Origin of the sequence: Xylanibacter caecicola (genome assembly GCF_013166515.1) — a bacterium.
Classification (GTDB): domain Bacteria; phylum Bacteroidota; class Bacteroidia; order Bacteroidales; family Bacteroidaceae; genus Prevotella; species Prevotella caecicola.
The window spans coordinates 97661-123295 of record NZ_JABKKJ010000005.1; the positions used below are offsets into that span (position 1 = coordinate 97661).

General features: G+C 46.3%; 20 protein-coding genes and 1 riboswitch. Of the genes, 10 read left to right on the top strand and 10 right to left on the bottom strand.

The window, feature by feature from the left end; genetic code table 11:
- Positions 1 to 54 precede the first annotated feature (54 nt).
- A riboswitch (TPP riboswitch) is annotated at positions 55 to 150 on the bottom strand.
- Between the two features lie 779 nt (positions 151 to 929).
- From HPS54_RS04830 to HPS54_RS04845, 4 genes are all read left to right on the top strand, one after another.
- Positions 930 to 2471: a glycine--tRNA ligase gene (locus HPS54_RS04830; RefSeq protein WP_172344334.1), complete on the top strand. Its 1542-nt coding sequence runs from the start codon at positions 930 to 932 to the stop codon at positions 2469 to 2471.
- Entirely contained in the window at positions 2472 to 3107 is a 636-nt protein-coding gene (locus tag HPS54_RS04835; protein WP_172344335.1) for a BamJ family beta-barrel-assembly machinery protein, read from the top strand. It begins immediately after the preceding gene.
- A gap of 545 nt (positions 3108 to 3652) precedes the next feature.
- On the top strand, positions 3653 to 5080 hold the full coding sequence (locus HPS54_RS04840; protein ID WP_172344336.1) for an MATE family efflux transporter: 1428 nt from the start codon (positions 3653 to 3655) through the stop codon (positions 5078 to 5080).
- A gap of 54 nt (positions 5081 to 5134) precedes the next feature.
- On the top strand, positions 5135 to 5941 hold the full coding sequence (locus HPS54_RS04845; protein WP_172344337.1) for a TrmH family RNA methyltransferase: 807 nt from the start codon (positions 5135 to 5137) through the stop codon (positions 5939 to 5941).
- A gap of 94 nt (positions 5942 to 6035) precedes the next feature.
- Here HPS54_RS04845 and HPS54_RS04850 read toward each other — a convergent pair whose 3' ends face one another.
- From HPS54_RS04850 to HPS54_RS04865, 4 genes are all read right to left on the bottom strand, one after another.
- Positions 6036 to 6584 carry an RNA polymerase sigma factor gene (locus tag HPS54_RS04850; RefSeq protein ID WP_172344338.1) on the bottom strand — a complete coding sequence of 183 codons (549 nt, stop codon included), beginning with the start codon at positions 6582 to 6584 and terminating at the stop codon, positions 6036 to 6038.
- Positions 6565 to 6927 (bottom strand): hypothetical protein, encoded by a 363-nt coding sequence (locus HPS54_RS12830; RefSeq protein WP_216653033.1) that lies wholly within the window; start codon positions 6925 to 6927, stop codon positions 6565 to 6567. Before HPS54_RS12830 ends, HPS54_RS04850 begins: the two co-directional genes overlap by 20 nt.
- Before the next feature lie 447 nt (positions 6928 to 7374).
- Entirely contained in the window at positions 7375 to 9309 is a 1935-nt protein-coding gene (gene dnaK, locus HPS54_RS04860) for a molecular chaperone DnaK (RefSeq protein ID WP_172344340.1), read from the bottom strand.
- A 358-nt stretch (positions 9310 to 9667) separates the two neighbouring features.
- On the bottom strand, positions 9668 to 10222 hold the full coding sequence (locus HPS54_RS04865; protein ID WP_172344341.1) for a DUF3332 domain-containing protein: 555 nt from the start codon (positions 10220 to 10222) through the stop codon (positions 9668 to 9670).
- A gap of 367 nt (positions 10223 to 10589) precedes the next feature.
- On the opposite strand from HPS54_RS04865, the gene HPS54_RS04870 reads away from it, so the two are divergent.
- The 4 genes from HPS54_RS04870 (at position 10590) to dacB (ending at position 14344) form a co-directional block, all read left to right on the top strand.
- On the top strand, positions 10590 to 10862 hold the full coding sequence (locus tag HPS54_RS04870; RefSeq protein WP_172344342.1) for a hypothetical protein: 273 nt from the start codon (positions 10590 to 10592) through the stop codon (positions 10860 to 10862).
- Between the two features lie 131 nt (positions 10863 to 10993).
- Positions 10994 to 12724 (top strand): hypothetical protein, encoded by a 1731-nt coding sequence (locus HPS54_RS04875; protein WP_172344343.1) that lies wholly within the window; start codon positions 10994 to 10996, stop codon positions 12722 to 12724.
- Between the two features lie 20 nt (positions 12725 to 12744).
- Positions 12745 to 12939 carry a hypothetical protein gene (locus tag HPS54_RS04880; RefSeq protein ID WP_172344344.1) on the top strand — a complete coding sequence of 65 codons (195 nt, stop codon included), beginning with the start codon at positions 12745 to 12747 and terminating at the stop codon, positions 12937 to 12939.
- Between the two features lie 121 nt (positions 12940 to 13060).
- The gene (dacB, locus tag HPS54_RS04885) at positions 13061 to 14344 is read left to right on the top strand and encodes a D-alanyl-D-alanine carboxypeptidase/D-alanyl-D-alanine endopeptidase (RefSeq protein ID WP_172344345.1); all 1284 of its coding nucleotides are present in this window, start codon (positions 13061 to 13063) and stop codon (positions 14342 to 14344) included.
- A gap of 219 nt (positions 14345 to 14563) precedes the next feature.
- Here dacB and HPS54_RS04890 read toward each other — a convergent pair whose 3' ends face one another.
- The 5 genes from HPS54_RS04890 to nadB form a co-directional block, all read right to left on the bottom strand.
- On the bottom strand, positions 14564 to 14755 hold the full coding sequence (locus HPS54_RS04890) for a hypothetical protein (RefSeq protein ID WP_172344346.1): 192 nt from the start codon (positions 14753 to 14755) through the stop codon (positions 14564 to 14566).
- A 23-nt stretch (positions 14756 to 14778) separates the two neighbouring features.
- Complete coding sequence (locus HPS54_RS04895) at positions 14779 to 17358, bottom strand: hypothetical protein (RefSeq protein WP_172344347.1); 2580 nt, start codon at positions 17356 to 17358, stop codon at positions 14779 to 14781.
- Between the two features lie 280 nt (positions 17359 to 17638).
- Entirely contained in the window at positions 17639 to 18805 is a 1167-nt protein-coding gene (locus tag HPS54_RS04900; protein WP_172344348.1) for a mechanosensitive ion channel domain-containing protein, read from the bottom strand.
- Between the two features lie 88 nt (positions 18806 to 18893).
- Entirely contained in the window at positions 18894 to 19820 is a 927-nt protein-coding gene (locus tag HPS54_RS04905) for a DMT family transporter (RefSeq protein ID WP_172344349.1), read from the bottom strand.
- A 210-nt stretch (positions 19821 to 20030) separates the two neighbouring features.
- Positions 20031 to 21620: an L-aspartate oxidase gene (gene nadB / locus HPS54_RS04910; protein ID WP_172344350.1), complete on the bottom strand. Its 1590-nt coding sequence runs from the start codon at positions 21618 to 21620 to the stop codon at positions 20031 to 20033.
- A gap of 623 nt (positions 21621 to 22243) precedes the next feature.
- On the opposite strand from nadB, the gene HPS54_RS04915 reads away from it, so the two are divergent.
- Both HPS54_RS04915 and HPS54_RS04920 read left to right on the top strand, forming a co-directional pair.
- Complete coding sequence (locus tag HPS54_RS04915; RefSeq protein ID WP_172344392.1) at positions 22244 to 23059, top strand: AAA family ATPase; 816 nt, start codon at positions 22244 to 22246, stop codon at positions 23057 to 23059.
- A gap of 39 nt (positions 23060 to 23098) precedes the next feature.
- Positions 23099 to 24136, top strand: coding sequence for a DUF4435 domain-containing protein (locus tag HPS54_RS04920; RefSeq protein WP_172344351.1), 1038 nt, complete (start codon positions 23099 to 23101; stop codon positions 24134 to 24136).
- Positions 24137 to 24345: 209 nt separating this feature from the next.
- On the opposite strand, the gene HPS54_RS04925 is transcribed toward HPS54_RS04920, so the two are convergent.
- Positions 24346 to 25563: a 3-deoxy-D-manno-octulosonic acid transferase gene (locus HPS54_RS04925; protein ID WP_172344352.1), complete on the bottom strand. Its 1218-nt coding sequence runs from the start codon at positions 25561 to 25563 to the stop codon at positions 24346 to 24348.
- Positions 25564 to 25635 lie beyond the last annotated feature (72 nt).

Genomic DNA, 25635 nt, shown 5'->3' on the forward strand with positions numbered 1-25635 from the left:
AAGTACATAAAAAGGGGTACTTTTCATGCTTAAACACGATAAACTTTAATACTAAGTATCTCGGTTTTTCATCCCAACGCCGGTATTATCCGGATCTGGTCAGAGGGTTTAATCTCAGGCTTCAATATTCAGCCACCCCTTAATCTGCAGTCTGCAAATCGCCGGCAAAGGTAGCATAAATGTTCTTTTCCGCAAAATAAAATCGTATTTTTATTTCATACCGCCGGCATACGGGCTTGCGAGAGGCTCATGCACGCGCCGTTGTGACACAAATGTCGCGAAAAGCGGCATCATGCTTACACTTTGCAAAAACACAACCGCTCATTTTGGCGGAGTTTGCAAAATATAGCGTCGGAGGGCGCATTTATCGCGAAAATCGGCGTGCAGCGGTAAGGCACTGAACAACAACGCGTTACATGATATATGGCATAAATGTGCAACGCAAACAGCATCGAAAACGGCGAAAACAGCCTCCCGAGACACGAAAAGAGGCACTTTAGGGTATGTAAAGAGGCACTTTGGCACTCGTAAAGAGGCACTTTAGCACCCGTAAAGCGCCTCTATGGAAAAAAATCTCACGTGAGATTTTTTCCTATAGAGCCTCTTTACGACCCGAATAGAGCCTCCGCAGCTTTGCGGCGCACGTAGTTTGAGAAAAATCTCCGCACTTTTCAAAAACCATAATGTCGGTTTTTTGCTCATATACATGTCATAGTGTCACCGCACGTGCCGCCCTCTTCGTCACGACAGGCATCGGGCGACGCCCTGCGGCGGCAGTCTCCCCCCCCTTTTCCGCCGGACATATCCTCCGAATGGGGCAAAGGATAAACGGCATACCGCCATTTACCAAAGTTTTATACCTTATATACCGTTTCTATCAAGAAAAAGCACTATCTTTGCAACCGTAATTTCGAAATTATAATATTTATATGGCACAAGAAGACGTTTTCAAGAAGATTGTTTCACATTGTAAAGAATATGGTTTTGTTTTCCCGAGCAGCGACATCTACGACGGTTTGGGTGCCGTATACGACTACGGGCAGAACGGAGTGGAACTGAAAAACAACATCAAAGAGTATTGGTGGAAGAGCATGGTGCTGCTCCACGAGAACATCGTGGGCATAGACTCGGCAATATTCATGCACCCTACGATATGGAAGGCGAGCGGACACGTGGATGCCTTCAACGATCCTCTCATAGACAACCGCGACTCGAAGAAGCGCTACCGCGCCGACGTGCTCATCGAAGACCAGATAGCGAAATACGAGGAAAAGATAAACAAAGAGGTGGCTAAGGCTGCCAAGAAGTTCGGCGACAGCTTCGACGAGGCGAAGTTCCGCGAGACCAACCCGCGCGTGATTGCCAACCAACAGAAGCGCGACGCGCTGCACGAGCGCTATGCCGTGGCGATGAACGCCATGAATCTGGAAGAACTCAAGCAGATTATCATCGACGAAGAGATTGTCTGCCCCATAAGCGGAACAAAGAACTGGACCGACGTGAGGCAGTTCAACCTTATGTTCTCTACCGAAATGGGCTCTACGGCAGAGAGCGCAAGCAAGATTTACCTGCGCCCGGAGACGGCACAGGGCATCTTCGTGAACTATCTGAACGTGCAGAAGACGGGACGCATGAAGATACCGTTCGGAATAGCGCAGATAGGAAAGGCGTTCCGCAACGAAATCGTCGCACGACAGTTCATCTTCCGCATGCGCGAGTTCGAGCAGATGGAAATGCAGTTCTTCGTCAAGCCGGGAACGGAACTCGACTGGTTCAAGAACTGGAAGGAGACGCGTATGAAATGGCATCAGGCGCTGGGCTTCGGCGCCGAGAACTATCGTTTCCACGACCACGAGAAGCTGGCGCACTATGCAAACGCGGCAACCGACATCGAGTTCCACATGCCGTTCGGCTTCAAAGAGGTGGAGGGCATACACAGCCGCACCAACTTCGACCTGTCGCAGCACGAGAAGTTCTCGGGAAGAAGCATCAAATACTTCGACCCGCAGAGCAACGAGAGCTACACTCCGTATGTCATCGAGACAAGTATCGGCGTGGACCGCATGTTCCTGTCGGTGATGTGCCACTCGTTCGAAGAGGAGAAACTGGAGAACGGCGAGACACGCACCGTGCTCAAGCTGCCGGCAGTGCTGGCTCCCGTGAAGCTCGCCGTAATGCCGCTGTTGAAGAAAGACGGACTGCCCGAAAAGGCACGCGAGATAATAGACGGACTGAAGTTCCACTTCAACTGTCAGTATGACGAGAAGGACTCCATCGGAAAGCGTTACCGCCGTCAGGATGCCATAGGCACGCCCTACTGTGTGACCGTAGACCACGACACGCTGAAAGACAACACCGTGACACTGCGTTTCCGCGACACCATGAAACAGGAAAGAGTGAACATCGCCGACCTCAACGGCATCATAGAAGACAAGGTGAGCATCGCAAGCCTGCTTAAAAAACTGCAATAAATGAAGAAGAACATCTTATTCGTATTCTCCGCACTGCTGCTACTGGCAACAGCTGTAGTGTCATGCAGCGAGGATGACAACACCGTGGTGGAGTTTCCCAACTGGCAGGAGACAAATATCGCATACTTCAACGACGTGTATGCAAAGGCAAAGGCTAACGCCGACGGCAGCTGGAAAGTGTTCAAGACATGGTCTAAGGAGGATACCATCCCCGGAACACCCGCCGACTACATCGCCGTGAAGGTGCTCGAAGAAGGAACGGGAAGCGGATGCCCGATGTACACCGACTCCGTGCGCGTGCACTACCGCGGACGTCTCGTACCGTCGACGTCGTATGAAGAGGGATATGTGTTCGAACAGACATATTCGGGAGAGTTCAATCCTAAAACATGCACACCTGTAAACCAATACGTGGCATCAATGATTGACGGTTATGTAACGGCACTACAGCAAATGCACATCGGCGACAGATGGCTCGTGTACGTACCTTATCAGCTTGCCTATGGAGAATCCGAGCATATGGGTATTCCCGCATACAGCACGCTGATATTCGACATTTCGCTCGTTGCGTATTATCGCCCCGGCGCGAAACCGAATAAGGTACGGGCAAAGAAAGGAATGTGGATAGAAGAATAAAGATTGCATAAAACGTATCCGGCGGTCATGGTATAAACTATATCATGACCGTCTTTTATTTATATATGTATGCCGTAAACAGACTATATCACACGTCTTGATTGTTGATATACATCAAATAAGCACCATAAACACGCAAGATTTTCACTCGAAAGCATTGCTGTGTGCGTACACAACAGTATCTTTGCATCATCAAAAGTAAAAGATATAGGTATTAAGAGTTCAAGGTTTAGCTTTAAGGTAGACACAAAAGATTGACAATAAGGGATAACAACATGCCGTGAGGCATCGCGAATATTTATACATAAGGTTAAGTTTCAGGTAAAGAGATTATTTAGGACAACAGTTGAAAACCTGTTTGCTGAACATTCAGCAACAGGCTTGCGGAGGGCGGGAGACGGACAACGCGAACGCGCCGCAATGTTTCTCGGAATTATTTTAGAGTAGAATTGATAAAAGACAGACGGATTTCCGGAATGGGGATAACCGTCTGTTTTTGTGTCGGTACATTTGGCTATTAATCATAAAAGCATTAATTTCGCATCATGTTTTCAAGCAAGAAAGACAACGCACTGCTTGCGATGATACGCACGGGGCAGACTATGACAGGCAGACAGAAGCTCAGTCTGATTGTACAACTCAGTATCCCGTCCATTCTCGCACAGCTTTCGTCCACGCTGATGTTCTACATAGACGCCTCAATGGTAGGTTCGCTGGGAGCACAGGCATCGGCGGCAATAGGACTTGTAGAGTCTACCACGTGGCTCTTCGGCGGACTCACGTCGGCGGCAGCCATGGGCTTCTCCGTACAGGCGGCACACTTCATCGGGGCAAACGACTTCGTCAAGGCGCGCCAGGTGTTCCGCCAGGGACTCATGGCAACGGCGGTGTTCACCGCCATACTCACCTCCATTTGTCTCCTGATAGCCCGTCCGCTGCCTATATGGCTGGGCGGAGGCGAAGACATCGTGGGCGAGGCATCGCTCTATTTTGCCGTGTACGCAGTGTCGTTGCCCGTATATCAGATAGGCATGCTTGCCTCGAGCATGCTCAAATGCTCGGGAAACATGCGGGTGCCGAGCATCATGAGCATTATGATGTGTGTGCTCGACGTGGCTTTCAACTTCTTCCTGATATTCCCGTCGCGCACCGTCGCCATCGGCGGAACAGAGATATACATGCCCGGAGCGGGACTTGGCGTGGCGGGAGCTGCCCTCGGCACGGTATCGGCATATCTCATAACCGGAATAATACTGATATGGTTTGCGGTGTACAAGTCGCCCGAATTGTCGCTGAGACGCGAGAAGTGGGTGTTCGCACCAATGTGGGGCTACCTGCGCAATGCGGCGAAGATAAGTCTGCCGATGGCTGCGCAATACGTCATGATGAACGGTGCACAAATCGTTAGCACCATGATTGTGGCTCCGCTCGGCAACTTCGCCATAGCCGCCCACACCTTTGCCATAACGGCGGAAAGCCTGTGCTACATGCCGGGATACGGCATAGGCGAGGCAGCCACGACACTTGTGGGGCAGAGTATCGGAGCCGGACAGCGCGGACTGACGCAGAGCTTTGCACGCATGACGATATTCATGGGCATGGCGGTAATGGCGGTGATGGGACTTGTAATGTATATTTTCGCCCCTGAAATGATAGGCGTTATGACACCTGTAGAGGAAATACGCACGCTGGGAGTAGACGCGCTGCGCATCGAGGCGTTCGCCGAACCGATGTTTGCAGCTGCCATTGTGGGCTACAGCATTTGCCTTGGAGCGGGCGACACGCTCATACCGGCAGGCATGAATCTTGCCAGCATGTGGATGATACGCCTGACACTGGCTGCCGTTCTGGCACCTTCATACGGTCTGCAAGGTGTCTGGATGGCTATGGCAATAGAACTGTCGTTCCGTGGGGCGATATTCCTTTTCCGCATATTCAGCGGAAAATGGATAAAGAAAGTCCATGTAAAATAGCATCTGGTAATATCCTGCGTTCGTTAAAAAGCAAGGAGCCACAAACAAAACAGCATGAGCATAATCAGAATAACATCACTGTCACATCCGGGAACGGAGATATTCAGTATGTTGACGGAGGCACAGCTCCGCAACCGTATAGAGCCGGAGAAAGGCATATTCATAGCAGAAAGTCCCAAAGTGATAAACGTTGCGCTTGATGCCGGATACGAGCCTGTGGCACTTTTGTGCGAGGAAAGGCACATAACGGGTGATGCTGCGGACATTATAAAGCGTTGTGGCGACATCCCGGTATACACCGGCGGAAGAGAGATTTTAAGTTCACTGACAGGATATACGTTGACACGTGGCGTGTTATGTGCCATGAAACGCCCATGTCCGCGCGCTGTTGAAGATGTCTGCAAGAATGCCCGTCGCATCGTAGTGATAGACGGTGTGGTAGACACAACTAACATTGGAGCAATATTCCGTTCGGCAGCTGCTCTTGGCATTGACGCCGTTCTGCTCACTCCGACATCGTGTGACCCGCTGAACCGCCGTGCCATACGCGTATCCATGGGTTCCGTGTTCCTTGTGCCGTGGACGTGGCTTGAAGCACCGATAGCCTCTCTTGGAAATCTTGGCTTCCGCACTGTGGCAATGGCACTGACCGAAAACTCCATACCAATAGACAGTCCTTTATTGTACGAAGAGCCGCGTCTCGCAATCATAATGGGCACGGAAGGCGACGGACTTCCGCACCACACAATTTCCCAAGCCGACTATATAGCCCGCATACCGATGTCTCACAACGTAGACTCTCTTAACGTAGCAGCCGCTGCCGCTGTCGCTTTTTGGCAGCTGCGCATAAAACAAGAGTAATCTTATAAAAACATCAGCGGCTGTCGCTTGTTAAAATACAGATACCCACTTCATCACACCCCCGGAAGCATCCGGACACGGATCGGAGAGATACTCATCGCCGGTCTTCACCGGACAGTTCATAATAAATGTCGCATAACTGTTCACGCAAATATAATACCGCATAGTGTTTCCTTGACAGAAGAGTGTTTACAGACAGACCTGTCCGCGCCGACAGTTCCTTGAAAGACACTCCTTTTATTTCTGTCTCAATAAAGACCCACCGTTGTTTTTCAGGCAGTCGCCCCAACGAAGCGTTCAAACGCGACCATATAAGATTGCGGATAAAATCTTTTTCCTGATCATTCTCATCGCCTGCAAGACATTCTGTCATATCAGCCACATCCTTCTCAAGCATCTGTTCCAGCCGCATTTCGCGGTGTTTCCTGTAGTGGTCAGCTATCCGGTTGCGTGCGGTACGGTACAACCATGCGGAGACATGCGATATATCATTACTCCCACTGCTGACTATCATCTTCAAGAAAACATCCTGCAAAATATCCTGTGCATCATCTGCTGTTTCCACACGGTTCCGTATAAAATTCAGCAACCGTATACGGTAGGTGGTGAATATCCAAGAAAGGTTATTTTTTGCTTTCGACATTATCGTTTGTCTCTAATATGACATCTACCTCACAATCTTTCCAAAATTTCTTGCTTTTTCTTGTCACCTTATTCCAAGGTTTTTCCATACTGCCATCATTCTCAAACCCGTCTTCACAGCCTGCCTCCGACTTATCATCTGTTCCAAACGACACCCCTATATGCCCGGTAATCAGACGAAACAGCACACACAGCCCGGCACATTGCCAGAAATCAATCTCCTCCCATCCTGTAAGTTCGGGAACAATCGCATTCCACAACAGCATTACAAGCCATATCAACATGGCGATAACGGCTGTTCCACAAATAACAGTCACAATACTTCTTACGATAATCTTTTTCATTGCTTTTATCTTATTAATATTCATAAATTCAATATCTCCGACATGACATATGTTTAATGATGTATATCTCATATATGCTATATCAAATCTGTCGGTCGATTGTCCGGTTTTATGAGAAATTGTATTTAACAACCTCCATTCACTTATGCAGACGTATAATCTTGGAATATATTTTATAAAAGTCCCATTATTCGCATACTTTTTCACTTTTTCTGTTGCCACATCTATTTACAAGTTACTCTCTATCAATAAACACTATATAAAAGTACGATTTTATCTATAGATAATGGGATGTGAATGCATAATAATCGCAAACATGTCGCAAACAAGAGATAAAAAGCCCATAGAAAACACATAGCAACCATGAGCCCCATAAACGCAAAAAGCGTGCAGCTCATTGAGCTGCACGCTTTTGCTTATTGTTTATTATTCGTTTCCTTATCGGAATCATTTGACCTCCTCAAAGTCAGCATCCTGAATATCCTCGCCTTGCTTGTTAGCATCCTGTGCCTGCTGACCTCCGGCATTTGCACCGTTGAAGCCTGCGCCTGCACCTGCACCCGGCTGTGCACCCTGTGCGCCTTGGTACATTTGTGCGCTGGCAGCCTGCATAACGTTGTTGAGGTTAGCTGTGGCTGCGTCTATTGCAGCGATGTCACCACTCTTGTGAGCGTCCTTGAGCTGCTGGAGGGCAGACTCGATGGGAGCTTTCTGATCTGCCGGAACCTTGTCGCCGTTGTCCTTCAAGAAGTTCTCCGTGGTGAAGATAAGCGAGTCCGCCTGATTCATCTTGTCTATACGCTCACGCTCTTTCTTGTCGTTCTCGGCGTTCTGCTCGGCCTCTGCCTTCATACGGTCTATCTCTTCCTGGCTCAGACCGGATGATGCCTCGATGCGGATTGCCTGCTCCTTACCTGTAGCCTTGTCCTTGGCAGATACCTTCAGGATACCGTTGGCATCGATATCGAACGTAACCTCAATCTGAGGAACTCCGCGACGTGCCGGTGCTATGCCCGTAAGGTTGAACTGACCGATGCTTTTGTTCTGTGCAGCCATGGGACGTTCGCCCTGTAATACGTGGATTGTAACCTCTGTCTGATTGTCGGCAGCGGTGGAGAACACTTCGCTCTTCTTGCACGGAATGGTGGTGTTGCTCTCGATGAGCTTGGTCATTACGCCGCCCATAGTTTCGATACCGAGTGTAAGAGGTGTCACGTCGAGTAGCACGATGTCGCCTACGCCGCCTTCCTTGTTGAGGATTGCGCCCTGTATGGATGCGCCGACAGCAACAACTTCGTCGGGGTTGACACCCTTAGAAGGCTCCTTGCCGAAGTAGTCCTTAACCAATGCCTGTACGGCAGGTATACGGCTTGAACCTCCCACGAGGATTACCTCGTCTATATCGGCTGTGGAGAGTTTAGCATCACGCATAGCATTCTGGCAAGGAACGAGACATGCCTGAATGAGGTTGTGTGCAAGCTGCTCGAACTTGGCACGTGTAAGAGTTTTTACAAGGTGCTTGGGCACACCGCCTACAGGCATGATATATGGCAGGTTAATCTCTGTCGAAGCAGAGCTTGAAAGTTCTATTTTCGCCTTTTCGGAAGCTTCCTTGAGTCGCTGCATTGCCATCGGGTCTTGTGACAGGTCTGCACCCTCATCGTTCTTGAACTCCTGTATGAGCCAGTCTATTATAACCTGGTCGAAGTCATCGCCGCCCAGGTGAGTGTCACCATTTGTAGAAAGCACCTCGAACACTCCGCCGCCGAACTCGAGGATAGAGATATCGAATGTACCGCCACCGAGGTCGAACACGGCAATCTTCATGTCCTTGTTAGCCTTGTCCACACCGTATGCAAGAGCAGCTGCTGTAGGCTCGTTCACAATACGGCGCACATTGAGACCTGCTATCTGCCCGGCTTCTTTCGTTGCCTGACGCTGAGAGTCGCTGAAGTATGCCGGTACGGTTATCACCGCATCCGTAACTTCCTGTCCGAGATAATCCTCGGCTGTCTTCTTCATCTTCTGGAGAACCATTGCCGATATTTCCTGCGGAGTGTACAAGCGGTCATCAATCTTCACACGCGGGGTGTTGTTGTCGCCTCTTACCACTTCAAACGGCACACGTGCAATCTCTTTCTGTGTCTGGTCGAAAGTCTCGCCCATGAAGCGCTTTATCGAGTAAACGGTCTTACGTGGGTTGGTGATAGCCTGGCGCTTTGCCGGATCGCCCACCTTACGCTCACCGTCGTCAACAAATCCCACAACAGAAGGAGTGGTGCGCTTGCCCTCACTGTTTGTTATCACTACCGGTTCGTTGCCTTCGAATACAGCAACGCACGAGTTTGTAGTTCCTAAGTCGATTCCAATAATCTTTCCCATAATCTTTATTTTTTATTTATTACTATTCTGTTTTATCTACGGACTTGTGTCCACAGAGTATATAACAAAGGATGTGCCAACGCCGGAAGCCGTGCCACAAGCATGACATTTTGACATGACACGTGCCATTTTATCTCATTGAAATCCGCTTCTTGCATACTCTTCAAAGCCCCTTTTTATCATAATCTGCAACAAGCTGAAAATCAAGATGATACCTTTTGGCTTCTAAAAGGTGGCATTTCGGGTCCTGATATGCCGCCTTTCGGAAGCCAAGAGGTGCCCTTTTGGAATGTAAAAGGGCACCTCTTGGAAAACTGTTCATATCAGTGGCGGCATCAATGTACCGCCGCCCGGTTCTTTATTGCCACATGGCATAGCACGTGCCGCAGTTCACCGCCATGCGCAGGGTGTATACTCCGGCACCGTCGCGGCTGACATCCATCGAACGTCCGTCCGGAAGATACGCATGTATGGTTCCGTCTTCGTTAAATTTGAAAAGTTCCCTGCTGACGCCGTTTCCTTCGACCGACCACGTATCTGTCTTCTTATCATACCTGAAGTAGCTAATCTTACCATCGGGAGACGTTATCTCATATCCGTCTTCCAGCGTCTTGACGGCATACATCAGTCCGTCCGACCCTTCCACCTGACGTGTCTTTCCGATATCAGCCCTCACCGGATTCTTGCCGCTCCAAAATTCTATTGTATTAAGCACCAACACATCTGCCACACCGCAAACGGCATAGGCAGGAGAAATAAGAATAAAAATCAGTTCGTTAAGAAACTTGTTTCCGGTAGCCTGTTTGTTCCATGTCGCCAGTTTGTTGAACAGTCTGAACGAACCTACACACGATACCAGCATAGAGCCTGACAGCAACAGACAGGCAACAGATGTAAAGCTTTTCTTTTTCATATTTTCCCTTTTCTTTTAAAATTAATAGATGAGCATGTGGCGTAACCCTTCTCCGCCGAGTGCAAATATACAGTCTTTTGGATTTTATAAATGTCAGGGGAAAGTTAAATAAAGCAATCTGCAAGTTAAACATCATTTATCCAAGTAAATGCTAAACATAATTTCACGGTTTAAGGAATAACGATAATAACCCATAGCTTTATGCCTCATAAAGCTATGGGTTATGGGGCGTAAAGCTATGCTTTTTTAATTCTCTTTCTTATGGACATTTATTATTAAAAGCAAATAAACGTATGAACATATTAAACAGGCATTTACATAAAACATATTTATATCCCAAAACAAATAATCAAGTAATAGGTTCAAGATGAAAAAAAGTTACTTTTTAGGATTAGCTATGCTCCTCGGCGTGACGGTTGCGGGGCATGCGCAGGAAACAACAAATTTATCTCCTGAAATTAGTACATGGGAGCAATTGAAGAATGTTAAAGATGTTTTTGATAAAGCTACAGAAGCTGAAACAAAAATATCTTCTATCAATAGACAATTGACTTCTATTAATGCAGAACTTGCGACAACAGAAAAAGAAACGATGTCTGAAACTCCTGTTTATGTAGCTCAGGATGAAAAAAACAATTAAATGATTTCTTTACAGCCTATGATACAGAAAGCAGTGAAGTAATAAGCTTATATTATAAGATTGAAGGATCTGTATTAACTATAAGTACTAAACGAAAAGATGGATATGATGAAGTTACTACTTCTAATATTATGACCACTTGGACAGAAGAAAAAATTAAGTCAGCAGGTGCGACAAGGGGGATTTCAACTGTAAGTGTTCTTTATTTAGACAAGAACAAAGTAGAACAGACCATAAATGAGAGAAGAAGCCCACGTACTTTTGATTATGAAGACATTCTTTACATGGCATTGGATGCGATTGAGAAGATAACGGAAAGTTATTATCCCTCCGAGCCTAATCCTAAATATGTAGAATTGGTAAAAAAGCAAGAGACACTTCTTACTCAATTAGATAATTATAATTCAGCACTTGATGCTATCGGTGAATTGAAAACTATAAGTTTATTAAATAATATAACCATAGAGGAAAGTGGCTTTAAATTTGCTAATTTTGGAAGTGGCTATGTCTTCAATGGAAATGGCTATAAAATAATATACCCCTCTACATCGGCTTCTGAAGTATTATTTAACCAGAATGGAGGTGTTATAACAAACATAGGTGTAGAGAATGGTGCAATTGCTGCTACAAATGTAGGACGTATAGCAACAAGTTTTGAAACAACAAATAAGAGTTCATACAATATTTATGATTCAAATGGCACACGTACGACAAACGTATTGAATCAAGAATTAGGTTATAGCCTTCGCAGTGCTTTTGGTCTTTCAATAAATGAAGACGGAACTTTTGGAACTCTTGATAAGAAAACTCCAGAAAACATAGTATATAAAGCACAATATACTGATGCCAAGTCTAAAGTACAGACAAATTTCTATACAAATGTAGTAAACGGTAATTTATCTTATAATCCGGTAAAAGTCAAGAAAAATACTTTTGTATATGTGCAGGATACAGACATTGAAGCTACAGCATTCACTAACGGAAAAAATATTGTCGTAAATGGTAAATGTGCAAATGCTGTTCTTGAAGATGCAACATCTGAAGCAGATGATGATGCTCTGTTCATTCCAACAGGATTTACAGCTGTAAAACTTTCTTATGACCGTGCTTTCTCTGCAACAGATATGGCAACTGTTTGTCTGCCTTTCTCTTTGACTGCAACAGAGTACAATGCCCTTGGAATTGAAAAGATAATGCAGTTTAATGATGTTGACGTTAACACAAATACATATTGGTTTATGTATCAAAGCGGAACAATGGCGGCAAATGAGCCTTATGTACTGAAATTTAATGGTAATAAACCTTCTGCAACAGACGGAAAAGTATTTGCATCTCTTGAAAATAAGGAAATATCTGCAACCGGTAGCAAAGATCTTTATGCCGTAACTCCTTCGAAGCAGGGTGCAGGTGCAGAATTCCTCGGACTTTATGCAGCGACAAATGCCAGTGTATTAGCTCCTGTAAGTCAATACAAACTGTACGGCTTTTCTGGTGGTGTATTCCGTCCTATGGCTACAGATACTAACTGTAAGGCTTTTAGAACTTATGTAAGAGCAGCAATAACAGGCAACCCTGCACAGTCAAAAGAATTCCGTATCGGTTTGTTGGATGAGAATGGTAATGTAGTGGAAGGTGGCAACACAACAGGTCTTGATACAGTAACAGGTGCGGATACAAATAGCTTTAATGTTAAGGGTGGTAATAACACAATAAACATTACGGCAGATAAGTCACAGAAAGTGAATATCTATACTGTAGGCGGTAGCCTTGTAAAGACCGCAACTGTTGAGGCTGGTTCAACTTCAATTCCTGTAGCATCCGGAATGTATATCGTGAATGGCAAGAAAGTAGTTGTTAAATAATAAAGTAAGATCTATCTATTATGAACAAGAAAGAATATATAAAACCGACAATAAACGTTGTTGAAGTTAAGATAGAGTCTCCATTTATGGATTTCTCACAGACAGATCCGAACAGACCGGGGCAGGCAGGTGGTAATCCGGACATTCAAGAACCTGGTCATGAACTTGAAGGAAAAGAAGACAATAGCGGCAGTATTTGGGACAGTGAGTGGTAATCATCCACAGTTATTCATAGAATAAAATAATTCCGGCATCCTTGCTTATAGCATGGGTGCCGGAACTCTTTATATGTGCATCTTGTCAGTTTTATGGAATAAAATGCTTAATTTTGTAAGCATGATAAATAATGTACTTTACAGACACGGGATAACAACAGTTGTTTTCGGACTCGCATTCATATTTTCTTTCATCAGAGTAGAGGCACAGGAAATAAAAGCGGTGGAAGATTATGAAGAGGCGGATACGCTTGTCGAAGATACTACGAAGTATATAGAAGAGAAACATGAACTGCCATGGCCGCAGAACATACGGGCACGTATCGACAAATTGATGGAAAGCAGCATATTCACTACGTCGACTGTAGGAATGGAGATTTATGACCTGACAGCCGACTCTACGATATATACTTATAATGAACGCCAGCTCATGCGACCGGCAAGCACTCTGAAGATGATTGTAGCCGTGACAGCCCTTGACCGCCTTGGCAGTTCATATAAGTATACAACATCATTACATTATAAAGGCGATATAGACAGTACTACACTCACCGGAGATGTTTATTGCAAAGGTGGTTTCGATCCGGCTTTCAACAACTCGGACATGGATATGTTTGTCGAAGCCGTGAAGCAACTTGGTATCGACACTATAAGGGGTGACATCTATGCGGATGTAACGATGAAAGACAAAGACCGTCTTGGCGAGGGCTGGTGCTGGGACGATGACAATCCCGTGCTCTCCCCGTTGCTTATAAACAGGAAAGACGAGTTTGTGCAATATTTTAAGGCAAGACTTGAAAAGGCAGGTATATACATAGACGGTGAAATGAAAGAAGATCATACGCCATACGGAACACATGAGATATGCCGTAAGGAAAGGCTGTTATGCGATATTATGAAACGTATGATGAAAAGGAGCGACAACCTTTATGCAGAGTCCATGTTCTATCAACTGGCAGCAGATGCAAGCACTTCACGCGTAACTTCTGCCCGACATGGCAGACAGGCTGTAAACCGTCTCATTACGAAATTCGGATTAAAACCTTCGCATTATTATATCGCAGACGGCAGCGGACTATCACTATACAACTACGTCTCGCCACACCTGGAAATTCAATTCCTGCGCCATGCTTATGCAAATAAAAGCATATATGAAAATCTTCTGCCTACCATGCCCATAGCCGGAGTGGACGGCACTCTTTCCAAGCGCATGCGCCGTGGATATGCACATGAGAATGTAAAAGCGAAGACGGGCACCGTGACAGGTGTAAGCGCACTGGCGGGATACTGCACCGCAGCCAACGGGCACGTTCTGTGTTTCTCCATAATAAACATGGGCATAAGGCATTCTTCGTCCGGACGGAACTTTCAGGACCGTGTCTGCGAAGCTCTTTGCCGCCCGTAGTATCTTTATCTTGTTACTACACATTACAATCAACTGCCACAAATTTAATATTACAGGACATAACCTAAATACGAACTAATTGATAAAAACTTTGTTATGCCTGTTATCTGTCCGAGAATGTCGTGTTTAAAAAGTAGTATAGTATAAAAAGAGTTCCGGCATCCACGCTATATAAGCGCAGATGCCGGAACTCTTGTTTATGCTTTTATAAATATATATTTACCATTCGTCACCCCAGATTTCACCACTGTTGTTGTTCTCTTTCGTTTCGAAGCCACCTTCCCATTCATCCTTTGTATCAGGATTTCCACCTTCATAACCGTCTTTGTTCTGTGACATCTGCATTAATGTTGACTCAAGGTCAATCTTTACGACAGCCACTTCCGGTTTAATATATTTTTTCTTATTCATGATATGTCTTTAATACTAAATTATTATTTAACAACAACTTTCTTTCCGTTTACGATGTACACTCCAACTCCTACAGGTATAGTCTCTGTTCCAGCCTCGACATTAGATGCCTTTACAAGACTACCTCCTACAGTGTAAATGCTAACTTTCTGTGCCTTGCCTGTTGTAACGATGATAGCACCGTTGCCACCCTTCACGCTGAATGTGTTAGCGTCTGCCACAACTGTGTTGACACCTGTTGTGCCGCCATTGTTTACTACATTGCCCATTTCGTCAAGCTCACCGATTGTAAAGCTAGCCTCTGGTGCGAGACTGTTTGCCTCAGGAGTCTTCACGTAAGTTCTGAATGCCTGGCACTTAACAGACTCTGATATTTTCATCGGACGGAAAACGCCATCTCCGAAACCGTACAGTTTATAGCCTCCACGAGCCAACATGCTTGCGTTTGTAGATACAAATACTCCAAGGAACTCAGCACCTGTACCCGGTCTTGAAGGAGCTACCTCATAGCGGTCGATACTGCCTGTTGCAGCGACATTTATATCTGTAAGTGCCTGGAATACTTTTCCACCGTTGGGAATATTCTCTCCGTTGTTCTTAAATTTCAGAACATAAGGTTCATTAGCCCTCATGGATCCTTCCTGATACTGGAACCAATATGTGTTTGTTGCTGTCTCTACATTGCTGAACTGCATTATCTTTTCCAGACCCATTGACTCGAAGTTGCTTGAAGGAACTTCAAAAGGCAGACAAACTGTAGCAAGAGCCTTGGCACCAAATGTACGCTCGTATGTCAGTTCTTTAGCGGTGAACGCATACGGAATGTATACCCAGCCGTCATCACCCTCAGCAGCATCGTCAACAAACACCGCATTACGGCAAATGCCATTCACAACGATGTTGTTTCCTGTGGTAAATGCTTCAGCCTCTATGTCTGTATCCTGTACATAAACAAAAGCGTTCTTTTTGTTTGCAGCAGGATTGTAAGACAAATCTCCTCCATTTACGTTTGCATAAAATGTCGATGCTGTCTTTGTATTTGCCTTTGTCCACTCTACCTTGTACACAATGTTATTGTCTGCTTTCTTATCAAGTGTTCCGAATGTTCCATCAGAATTGATTGTAAGTCCAAAATAGTTGCGAACTCTATATCCTAACTCTCCACTTATCGGAGCTGTTGAGTGTGTACCTGCCGCATCATACAAATCATAAGTCCTCTGGTCTGTTGTCTCAAAGCCAATCTTTATGCTGTTGTTATTTGTTCTGGCTATTTTGCCGTTCACAACACCAATGTTACTGATGTAGCCTCTGTTGCTGCCAACCAGATTTCCACTTGCACCTGCAGGATAAGTTATGACATTACCATTACCGGTTATTTCATAGTCATTTCCCCAGTCACCCAATGTAAAGGATGCGTCTGTAACAGTGATGTTATTTGTAATGGAAAGATTCTTATAGTTGTTTACTTCATTTATCGAAGCATTGATTTTCTCTATTTCGCTTTCTTGTTCTGCAATCTTAGTGTTTGCCGCTGTAATTTTTTCATTTGCTGCTGTCACTTTACCCTGAGCAGTAGTAACAGTTCCTTCCGCAGTAGTAACAGCCGCAGAAGCTGTTTCGTATGCAGTCTGTGCGTCATTAACTGTTTTTTGTGCACTATTGACCACCGTTGTTGCATCTTTTAAATCCAAATTGGCATTATCAAATTCAGTTTGCTTTTCATTAACGACATCCTGTTGGGTATCAACTTTTTCTTGTGCAACTGCAACATCGGCATCATTTACTGTTTTTACTGTTTTTTCTGTACCTTCAAAAGAACCTATAACCCCAAAAAATGCACCTAACAGAGCATCTGCTGTACTTGATGCTGCGATACTTGCCGTTTTACTTTCGCTTTTTTCCGTTGGATCTGAACCTTCTTTGTAATTATACCAATAGCTTACAGATGTTACTGTTTTCCCTGAAATAGCATTTCCTAATACTGTTAAATAGTCTTGAGAAGTAACTGGATTAAAACCAGACCTACTTGATACGCTAAAAGAAAATCTACCTAATATACTAACACTATAATAAATAGTCTTAACTTCAGATCCATTTTCTATTGCTTCAAGAAAATCAATGTACTTTTGTTTTTCTTCAAGACCGAATAATACCTTTGTATCTGTTCCGTTTGTTTTAATCTCGTTAAGTTGTTCTGTTAATTGTTCCAGTTTTGCTTTTGCATTATCAAGATTAGTCTTTGCTGCATCATACTTTCTTTGTACAGAATTCTTATTCATTTCAGCTGTAGCCAAAGTGTTTTTTGCTGTACTAAGAGCAGTACTTGCCGAAGACTGCTCACTTTTTGCCGCAGCAAGATCTGTCTTCGCTGTATTAAGTTCGTTGTTTGCTGCAGTAAGTTCACCATTTGCTGCCTCCAACTCTTTCTTAGCAGCATTAAGCGCTTCGTTTGCTGTAGCCAATTTACTATTTGCCTCACGAGCATTGGCAAAAGTATCGCCAACTTTTTTTAAGTCTTCAAATGTTGCAATTTGCACCTGCGCATGCCCCGCAACCGTCACGCCGAGGAGCATAGCCAATCCTAAAAAGTAACTTTTTTTCATCTTGAACCTATTACTTGATTATTTGATTAATCATTAATATATTACTTATTTATTACTTAAAAACCGGGTGCAAAATTACATATTATGTTCTTATTAGCTTAATATCAAATAGTTAAAAATAGCTAACAAGATGTAAATATACACTTTATTCACTCCCCTGTAAATGTCAGTTAAGGTAATAAATATCCCTAATCAAATAAACAAGAAAGCCGATGGACACAACGTTTCACAACGGTGTGAAGTACATACGACGGTCTTTTTCAACAAGGGAGACGGTTTTTCAGATTTTCGGATAACGCTGATATATTTTTAATCCAAACTCGGGAATCATGGCATATATACGGTTCATTATATCCGCAAGTTGGTGTTCGTATGGTATCCACTCCTTTTCGGTCAGGAAGAAGTAGAACTCTACGGGCAGTCCGGTTGTGGTCGGTTCAAGTTGTCGCACCATAAATTGCATGGAGGTGTTGACTTCCGGTTGCATGGAAAGGAACTTCTCCATGTATCGGCAACAAAGAGTCATGTTCACATGTTCGCCTTTCAGCTCCTCTTCGGTGAAGAAACCGTGTTTTATAAGGTTACCTTTAAGATTCTCGTCCGCCACCTTTATAGTGTGTATATTATAATATAAGGTACGCGTGACGCGCCTTCCGGCACTTTGCTGCATGCCAACCCAGTTTTGGAACGAGCCGTTGACAAGTGTCTGCGGGCTGACGGTGACAATGGTGTTGTCGAAGTTACGTATCTTGACCGTTGTCAACGTCATTTCCTCCACGGTGCCGTTGGCACTGGTAGAGGGCACCGTTATCCAGTCGCCCTTGTGCAACATGTCGTTGCTTGTGAGACGTATTCCCGCCACAAGTCCCTCTATGGTGTCCTTGAACACAAGCATCAGAATGGCTGAGGTGGCGCCCAGTCCGGCAAAAAGTCTTAACGGACTTTTGTCTATAAGTATGGCGACAACTATTATCACGGCTACAAACACCAGTACAATCTTGAAGACGCCGCAGAACGAACGCAGGTATTGCTGCATGGAAACGTATTTCTCGCTTTCAATATCCTTTATCGAGTCTACAAGCACTATCATTGTGCGAACGGACATTACGGTGATGTATATCGCCGTGGCACGTTTCAGAAACTCATTCAGGAACAGGCTTTCACTGAACACGAGGGGCAGCAGCTGCCATATAACTATTGCCGGAACAATCCGGCATGCAGATGCCAATACCGTACGGTTGAACACCTTGTCGTCCCATTTCACGTCCGTATGGGCTGTCAAACGCAGCACCATAGGCATGAGCACCCTGCGGCATATATACCCTGCCAACCACGACAACGCCGACACGATGATCACCATAAGCACGTATGAGGCGATGTTTGCCGTGGTGCCCGACACTCCGATAAGTTCGAAAATACTGTCTGCAAATGTTCTGATTTCTTCCATATTATTATTTTTACAGGCTGACATGACCGATAACAATACACGTCCCGTCCCTTTATTTCATGTTATTACAAAAGCCCATAAGGGCATGTCACTTCCCTGCCTTGAGTCTTTCCATATCTCCACGCGACTTTGACTTTGTGACAAGCCATACTCCTCCGAACACCAGCAGCACGGCAAGTCCCTGACTGAGTTTGAACACGCCGATGCCGGTAAGTATGCTTACCGTTACCGACACAAGAGGTTGCACGTAGTTGTAGATGCTCACCACCGTAGGACGCAGTGTGTGCTGTCCCACCATCATGAGTATATAGCTTATGTATGTGCCGAAAAACACCACAAAGCCGGTTTCAAGCCAAGTCTTCACCGGTACGGCGGCAAAGTCGATAGCTGCCACATTCCCCCATGAAAACGGAAGTATGAGCAGCGTTGCATAGGTAAACATCCACTTGTTGACGGTGAACACCGAGTAACGCTTTATAAGACCGCTGAAGAGCGACAGATACAGGGCAAACGACAGCTGGGCACCCATGCACAGCAGGTCGCCGCGTATGTCACCCACCTTGGCATTTGCCGATGCCGCACTGGTAACAATCAGTATTATGGCGCCGCAGCATCCCATAGCCACACCTCCAGCTTTCTTTCCCGTGATAGGCTCTTTCAGTATGAGAGCCGCCAATATCATTGCGAATATGGGCATGGACGTTGTCACGATGCTGGCATTTATCGGCGACGTGATGCTTAGTCCTATCGTGTAGCAACACTGGTTTGTGACAAGTCCCAAGACGGCAGCCCCTACAAACAACAGGAGGTCTTTTGCCGGCACATGTTCCTTTTTCGTAAACAGTGATGTTATCCAAAACAGCACGGCACCACCTGTCACGCGGAATGTCACCATGTCTATTCCGGTCAGTCCGTGTGTCATGGCGTCCTTGCCAAGCGGAGCCATAAGTCCCCAAAAGGCGCAGGCGCAGAACAGGCAGATGTGGGCTATGAGGGGTTTGTTGTCTTTTATCATACTATCTTGTTTAATTAAGAATTAAGATGTAAGAATTAAGAGATAAGAGGTAAGAATTAGGAATTTGATGGCATGTCTTTTGGCAATATATCAACCAACAAGCCGTAAGTTATAGCCCCTATAGACTAAATAAGACCTATAAGACTTATATGGCTTATACGTTTTTGGGAGAACCTCACCGGCAAATTCTTAATTCTTACCTCTTAATTCTTAATTCTCATCGTACGCATGATGTGCATAATCGGTGGTGAAATGCAGTCCGCGGCACTCCTTGCGCTCTATTGCCTGACGCGTGATGAGGTATCCCACGTTTATTACGTTGCGCAACTCGCAGATGTCGCGGTTTGCCTTTACGCGCTTGAAAAGCGCTTCTGTCTCCTCGTAAAGCAGATCAAGGCGGTCCCAGGCGCGCTTCAGACGCAGGTCGCTGCGCACAATGCCCACGTAGTTGCTCATTATCTGCCCAACTTCTTTCAGACTTTGTGTGATGAGAACCTGCTCCTCGTTGGTCATCGTGCCCTCATCGTTCCACTCGGGCACCGCCGTGTTGAAGTCGTATTCGTCCACATGCGCCATACTGTGCCTTGCCGCCGTGTCGGCATATACAACAGCCTCTATGAGCGAGTTGCTTGCCAGACGATTGCCGCCATGCAGTCCCGTGCACGAGCACTCGCCTATGGCATACAGCCGCTTTATGCTCGAACATCCGTCAAGGTCCACCTTTATGCCGCCGCACATGTAGTGGGCCGCCGGTCGCACGGGTATGTATTCCTTTGTTATGTCGATGCCTATGGAGAGACACTTCTGGTATATGTTAGGGAAATGGTGCTTCGTCTCCTCCGCGTCTTTGTGCGTAACGTCGAGGCAAACATGGTCTATTCCGTGTATCTTCATCTCCTTGTCGATGGCACGCGCAACGATGTCGCGCGGCGCGAGAGACAAGCGTTCGTCGTATTTCTCCATGAACGTCTCGCCCGTGGGCAGGCGCAATATGCCTCCGTAGCCGCGCATCGCCTCGGTAATGAGATATGCGGGGTGTGTCTCACCGGGATGATAGAGCGCCGTAGGGTGAAACTGTACGAACTCCATGTCCTGCACCGTACCCTTGGCACGATATACCATGGCTTCGCCGTCGCCGGTGGCAATGACCGGATTTGTCGTCGTCTGGTACACGGCACCGCATCCGCCGGTGCACATCAGCGTCACCTTGCTAAGATAGGTGTCCACCTTCTGCGTGTCGGGATTGAGCACGTATGCCCCGTAGCATTCTATGTCGGGAGTACGGCGCGTCACCGTTATGCCCAGATGATGCTGCGTTATAATCTCCACGGCAAAGTGGTTTTCCTTTATCTCTATATCGGGATTGCTGCGCACGGCGTGCATCAGTCCGCGCTGTATCTCGGCTCCGGTATCGTCGGCATGGTGCAATATGCGGAACTCAGAGTGCCCGCCTTCACGGTGCAGGTCGAACGAACCGTCGGCCTTACGGTCGAAGTTCACTCCCCACTCCACCAGTTCGGCTATCTGTCCGGGAGCGTTTCTCACCACCTGTTCCACTGCACGGCGGTCGCTTATGTAGTCGCCGGCAATCATCGTGTCTTCGATGTGCTTGTCGAAATTGTCGATTTTTGTGTTTGTCACCGAGGCAACGCCTCCCTGTGCAAAATATGTGTTGGCCTCATCGAGCGTGGTCTTGCATATTATACACACCTTACCTTTATGCGCTCTTGCAATTTTCAGGGCGTAACTCATACCGGCAACTCCTGCGCCGATAATCAGAAAGTCGTATTTAAATACCATAAAAACGCGTTGTTTTACGGCTGCAAAAGTACTAAAAGGAATGAAGAATGAAGAATGAAGAATAAAGATTTTTCATCGTTTTTCCATATTTGGGCATATCTCCTGTGGTTCCTCCGTTTCCAAGAGGTGGTCTTTTGCCTTCCAAAAGGGCACCTTTAGCATTGTAAAAGGTGCCCTTTTGGAGCCTGAAATGCCACCTTTTGGAACGTAAAAGATATCATCCTGATTGCCAGATAGTTATCAGGCTGTGTCTTGGGGAGTGTTTTTATACCTGCCAACGGTACTGCAACGCATCCGAAAATGCGGTATCAAGGGTGCCGGACAGCTCTCCGCGCCCGACTTGAAACTAAAAGAATTCTTCCTGATATATCTTCACCGTTCATTCGGAAAAAAACACTATCTTTGCATAAGACAACCTGCGCCTCAGCAATTACAAACAGGTTTGATTGCGTTCGGCTTGCATTGTCTTTGCATAAAACAAGCTGCGCCTCAGCAATTGCAAACAGGTTTGATTGCGTTCGGCTTGCATTGTCTTTACATAAAACAAGCTGCGCCTCAGCAATTACAAACAAGTTTGATTGCGTTCGGCTTGCATTGTTTTTGCATTAACATAATAATTGTGCATCATGAAATACGCGGAATACATTGAGCAGATAGAGATTGAATCGCTGTGGAGCGGCAGACGGCACGTCGTTTGGAACCTCGACAGGCGGGTGAACATACTCAGCGGTGTGAACGGTGCCGGCAAGAGCACCATTATAAACAAGGTGGTGAAAGGACTGGCTGCCGGAGGCGAGTTTCCGAGCCACATGCTCAAAGGGGTGCATCTGAGGGTGTTCCCCGATGATGCCAGGTGGATACGCTACGACGTGATACGCTCGTTCGACCGCCCCGTGATGAACTCGGAAATGCTGAACAAGCTGGACATCAGTCTTGCAACAGAACTGGACTGGCAGTTGTTCAACCTGCAACGCAAATATCTTGACTATCAGGTGAACATCGGCAACCGCATAATCGCTGCATTGCAGAGCGGAACTCCCGATGCCGCGGAGAAGGCACAAAGGCTGTCAATGCCCAAACAGACGTTTCAAAACATGATAGACGACCTGTTTTCTGAAACGGGAAAGACAATAATACGCACTGAAAACGAGATACGTTTCGAACAGATGGGCGAACGGCTCTTCCCGCAACAGTTGTCGAGCGGCGAGAAACAGATGCTCATAATACTGCTCACCGTGCTCGTGCAAGACAACGAACCGCATGTGCTGTTTCTCGATGAGCCGGAAGTGAGCCTGCACATCGACTGGCAGGGAAGGCTCATCGAGCTTATCCTGCAGCTGAACCCCAACGTGCAGATAATACTTGCCACGCACTCGCCTGCCGTAATAATGAAAGGCTGGGCAGACAACACGACGGAAGTGAGCGACATTCTGATGTAGCGGAAACGCACAGATAAAAAACAAGAAAGAGAGTGACTCATGGCTAAACGTCTTACGGAAAACATCTCGTCTGCATATTTTGAGGCTGCCAACAGGCTCAGGGCAAAGAGTGCGCGGCGGCGCATCGTGGCATACGTGGAGAGTTACGACGATGTTTTCTTCTGGCGCACGGCATTAAGCCGCCATGAGGACGAGACACGATATTTCGAGGTAATGCTTCCCTCGCGTGCCAAACTGGAACGTGGAAAGAAGTCGGCACTGATGAGCCTCATACCCGACAAGGTGGGGAGAAGCATGATTGCATGTGTCGATGCCGACTATGATTACATCATGCAGGGCGCCACACCTACGTCACGCCAGATACTCGACAGTCCCTACGTGCTGCACACATACGCATACGCCATAGAGAACTACCAGTGTTATGCGCCGTCTCTGCACGACACATGCGTAATGGTTACACTCAACGATCATGCCGTTTTCGATTTTAAAGAGTTCATGCGCTTGTACAGCGAAGCCGTATTTCCTCTCTTCGTATGGTCGGTATGGCACTACAGGCGCGGCATATACAAAGATTTCACAATAACCGACTTCAACAAGATTATTGACATCGGAGGTTTCAACCTGAATGCTCCGCAGGTGGCAATAGACAATGTAAGGAATAAGGTAAGGAAGAAAATAAATCTGTTGCAGCGCCATTTCCCTCACGCCAAAGAGTCGTATCTCGCCTTGAAACGCGAACTGATAAAGCTGGGAGTTACCCCGCAGACAACTTATATGTACATTCACGGGCACCACCTGTTCAACAAAATCGTGCAGCCCGTTGTTACAAAAGTATGCAGCAGGCTTATACAGGAGCGAGAGAACGAGATACGCAGACAGGCAAAGCACGGCACACAGATGCGAAACGAGCTGTCATGCTACAGCAACAGCATGCAGAACATCGAACAGATGATGAAAAGAAACACCGGATATATGGTTTCCGAGCAGTTCATACGCCTGCAAAACGACATCAAAAGATTTCTTGAAATGGAGCGGAAAGCATCGGAAAAAGACAATGGCAATGGGAAGATTGAATAAGGAGATAAAGGGAGATAGAAGAAGATATGTGGCTTACACCACGGGAGATAAAGGACAATAGAATAAGAAGATAAAAGGAGATAGAAGAAGATAAGGGGAAGATAAAGGACAAATGCCTTGTTGCTTGTTTCAAGACATTTGTCCTCTATCTCCTGTGGCGTAAGCCACATATCTTCTTCTATCTCCCTTTATATTCTTTAATCTGTTCCTTAAAAAGTCACATCGGCAAGTATCGCGTCCGTCGCCCCCGACTTTCCTTCTACATAGGAGCCAGCCTCCCGGCTGCACTTCTCAAGATATGGCGCATCTGACATAAGGCGTTCCATCACGCCGCAGAAATCATCATAACTGCCAATCTCTATGCCGCCACCCGATGCCAGCAGTTCCTGCGCCTCCTGAAAACGGCGGTTGTTAGGTCCGAAGATAACCGGAACGCCCCACACGGCAGCCTCGAGAACATTGTGTATACCGACACCGAAACCGCCTCCGACATACGATATCTCACCATAACGGTATATGCTGGACAGCAATCCGAAGCAGTCTATTATCAGACAGTCGGCATCGCGCGCCTCCTCGGGCGTGGTCTGCGTGTAACGTACAGCCTTTCTTTCAAGTCCGGAAAGTATCTGCATGAGATGATCCTCGCCTATAACGTGGGGAGCGATGATAAGTTTCCAGTCCTTATGGGTATTGAAGAAGCGTATGAAAATATCCTCGTCGGGCTGCCAGCTGCTGCCTGCCACAAACACCTTATGCCCCTGCTTGAACGCATCCACTATCGGCAGTTCCTTTGCCTGCGCCTTGATAGCCAGCACGCGGTCAAATCTGGTGTCGCCGGTAACCGCCACATCGGTTATTCCAAGCGTGGCAAGAAGAGTCCGACTTGTCTCGTTTTGTACAAAAAACTTGGTGAAGCACTTCAACACACGTCTGTAATGATGACCGTACCAACGGAAGAATATCTGATTAGGACGGAAGATACTGCTCACGCTATACGTAGGAATGCCACGCTTGCTGAGCAATTCGAGATAGTTCCACCAAAACTCATACTTTATGAAAAATGCCATACAAGGTTGTACAAGCTTCAAGAAACGGCGTGCATTGAGTGGAGTGTCGAGCGGCAAATAGCATATTATGTCTGCCCTATCATAGTTTTTCCGCACCTCATACCCCGAGGGTGAGAAGAACGTAAGCAATATCTTCTTCTCCGGATGCTCACGGCGCAGACGCTCCATTATCGGTCTTCCCTGCTCAAACTCGCCAAGAGAAGCAGCGTGAAACCACACATACTGTGCTCCCGAATCCACCTTTTCTTCAAGCACCCTGAATGCCTCGTGTCCGCCACGCCACATCTTTTTTATCTTCTTATCGAACAGACTGGCAACGGCTACACCTAATACATAGAGATAAATAACCAGATTATACACGGCAAAAGTATTAGAGTTGGTTAATTGGAAAAAATATTCGGTGCGGGAAGAAGACGCCTTCAGCCCACACCT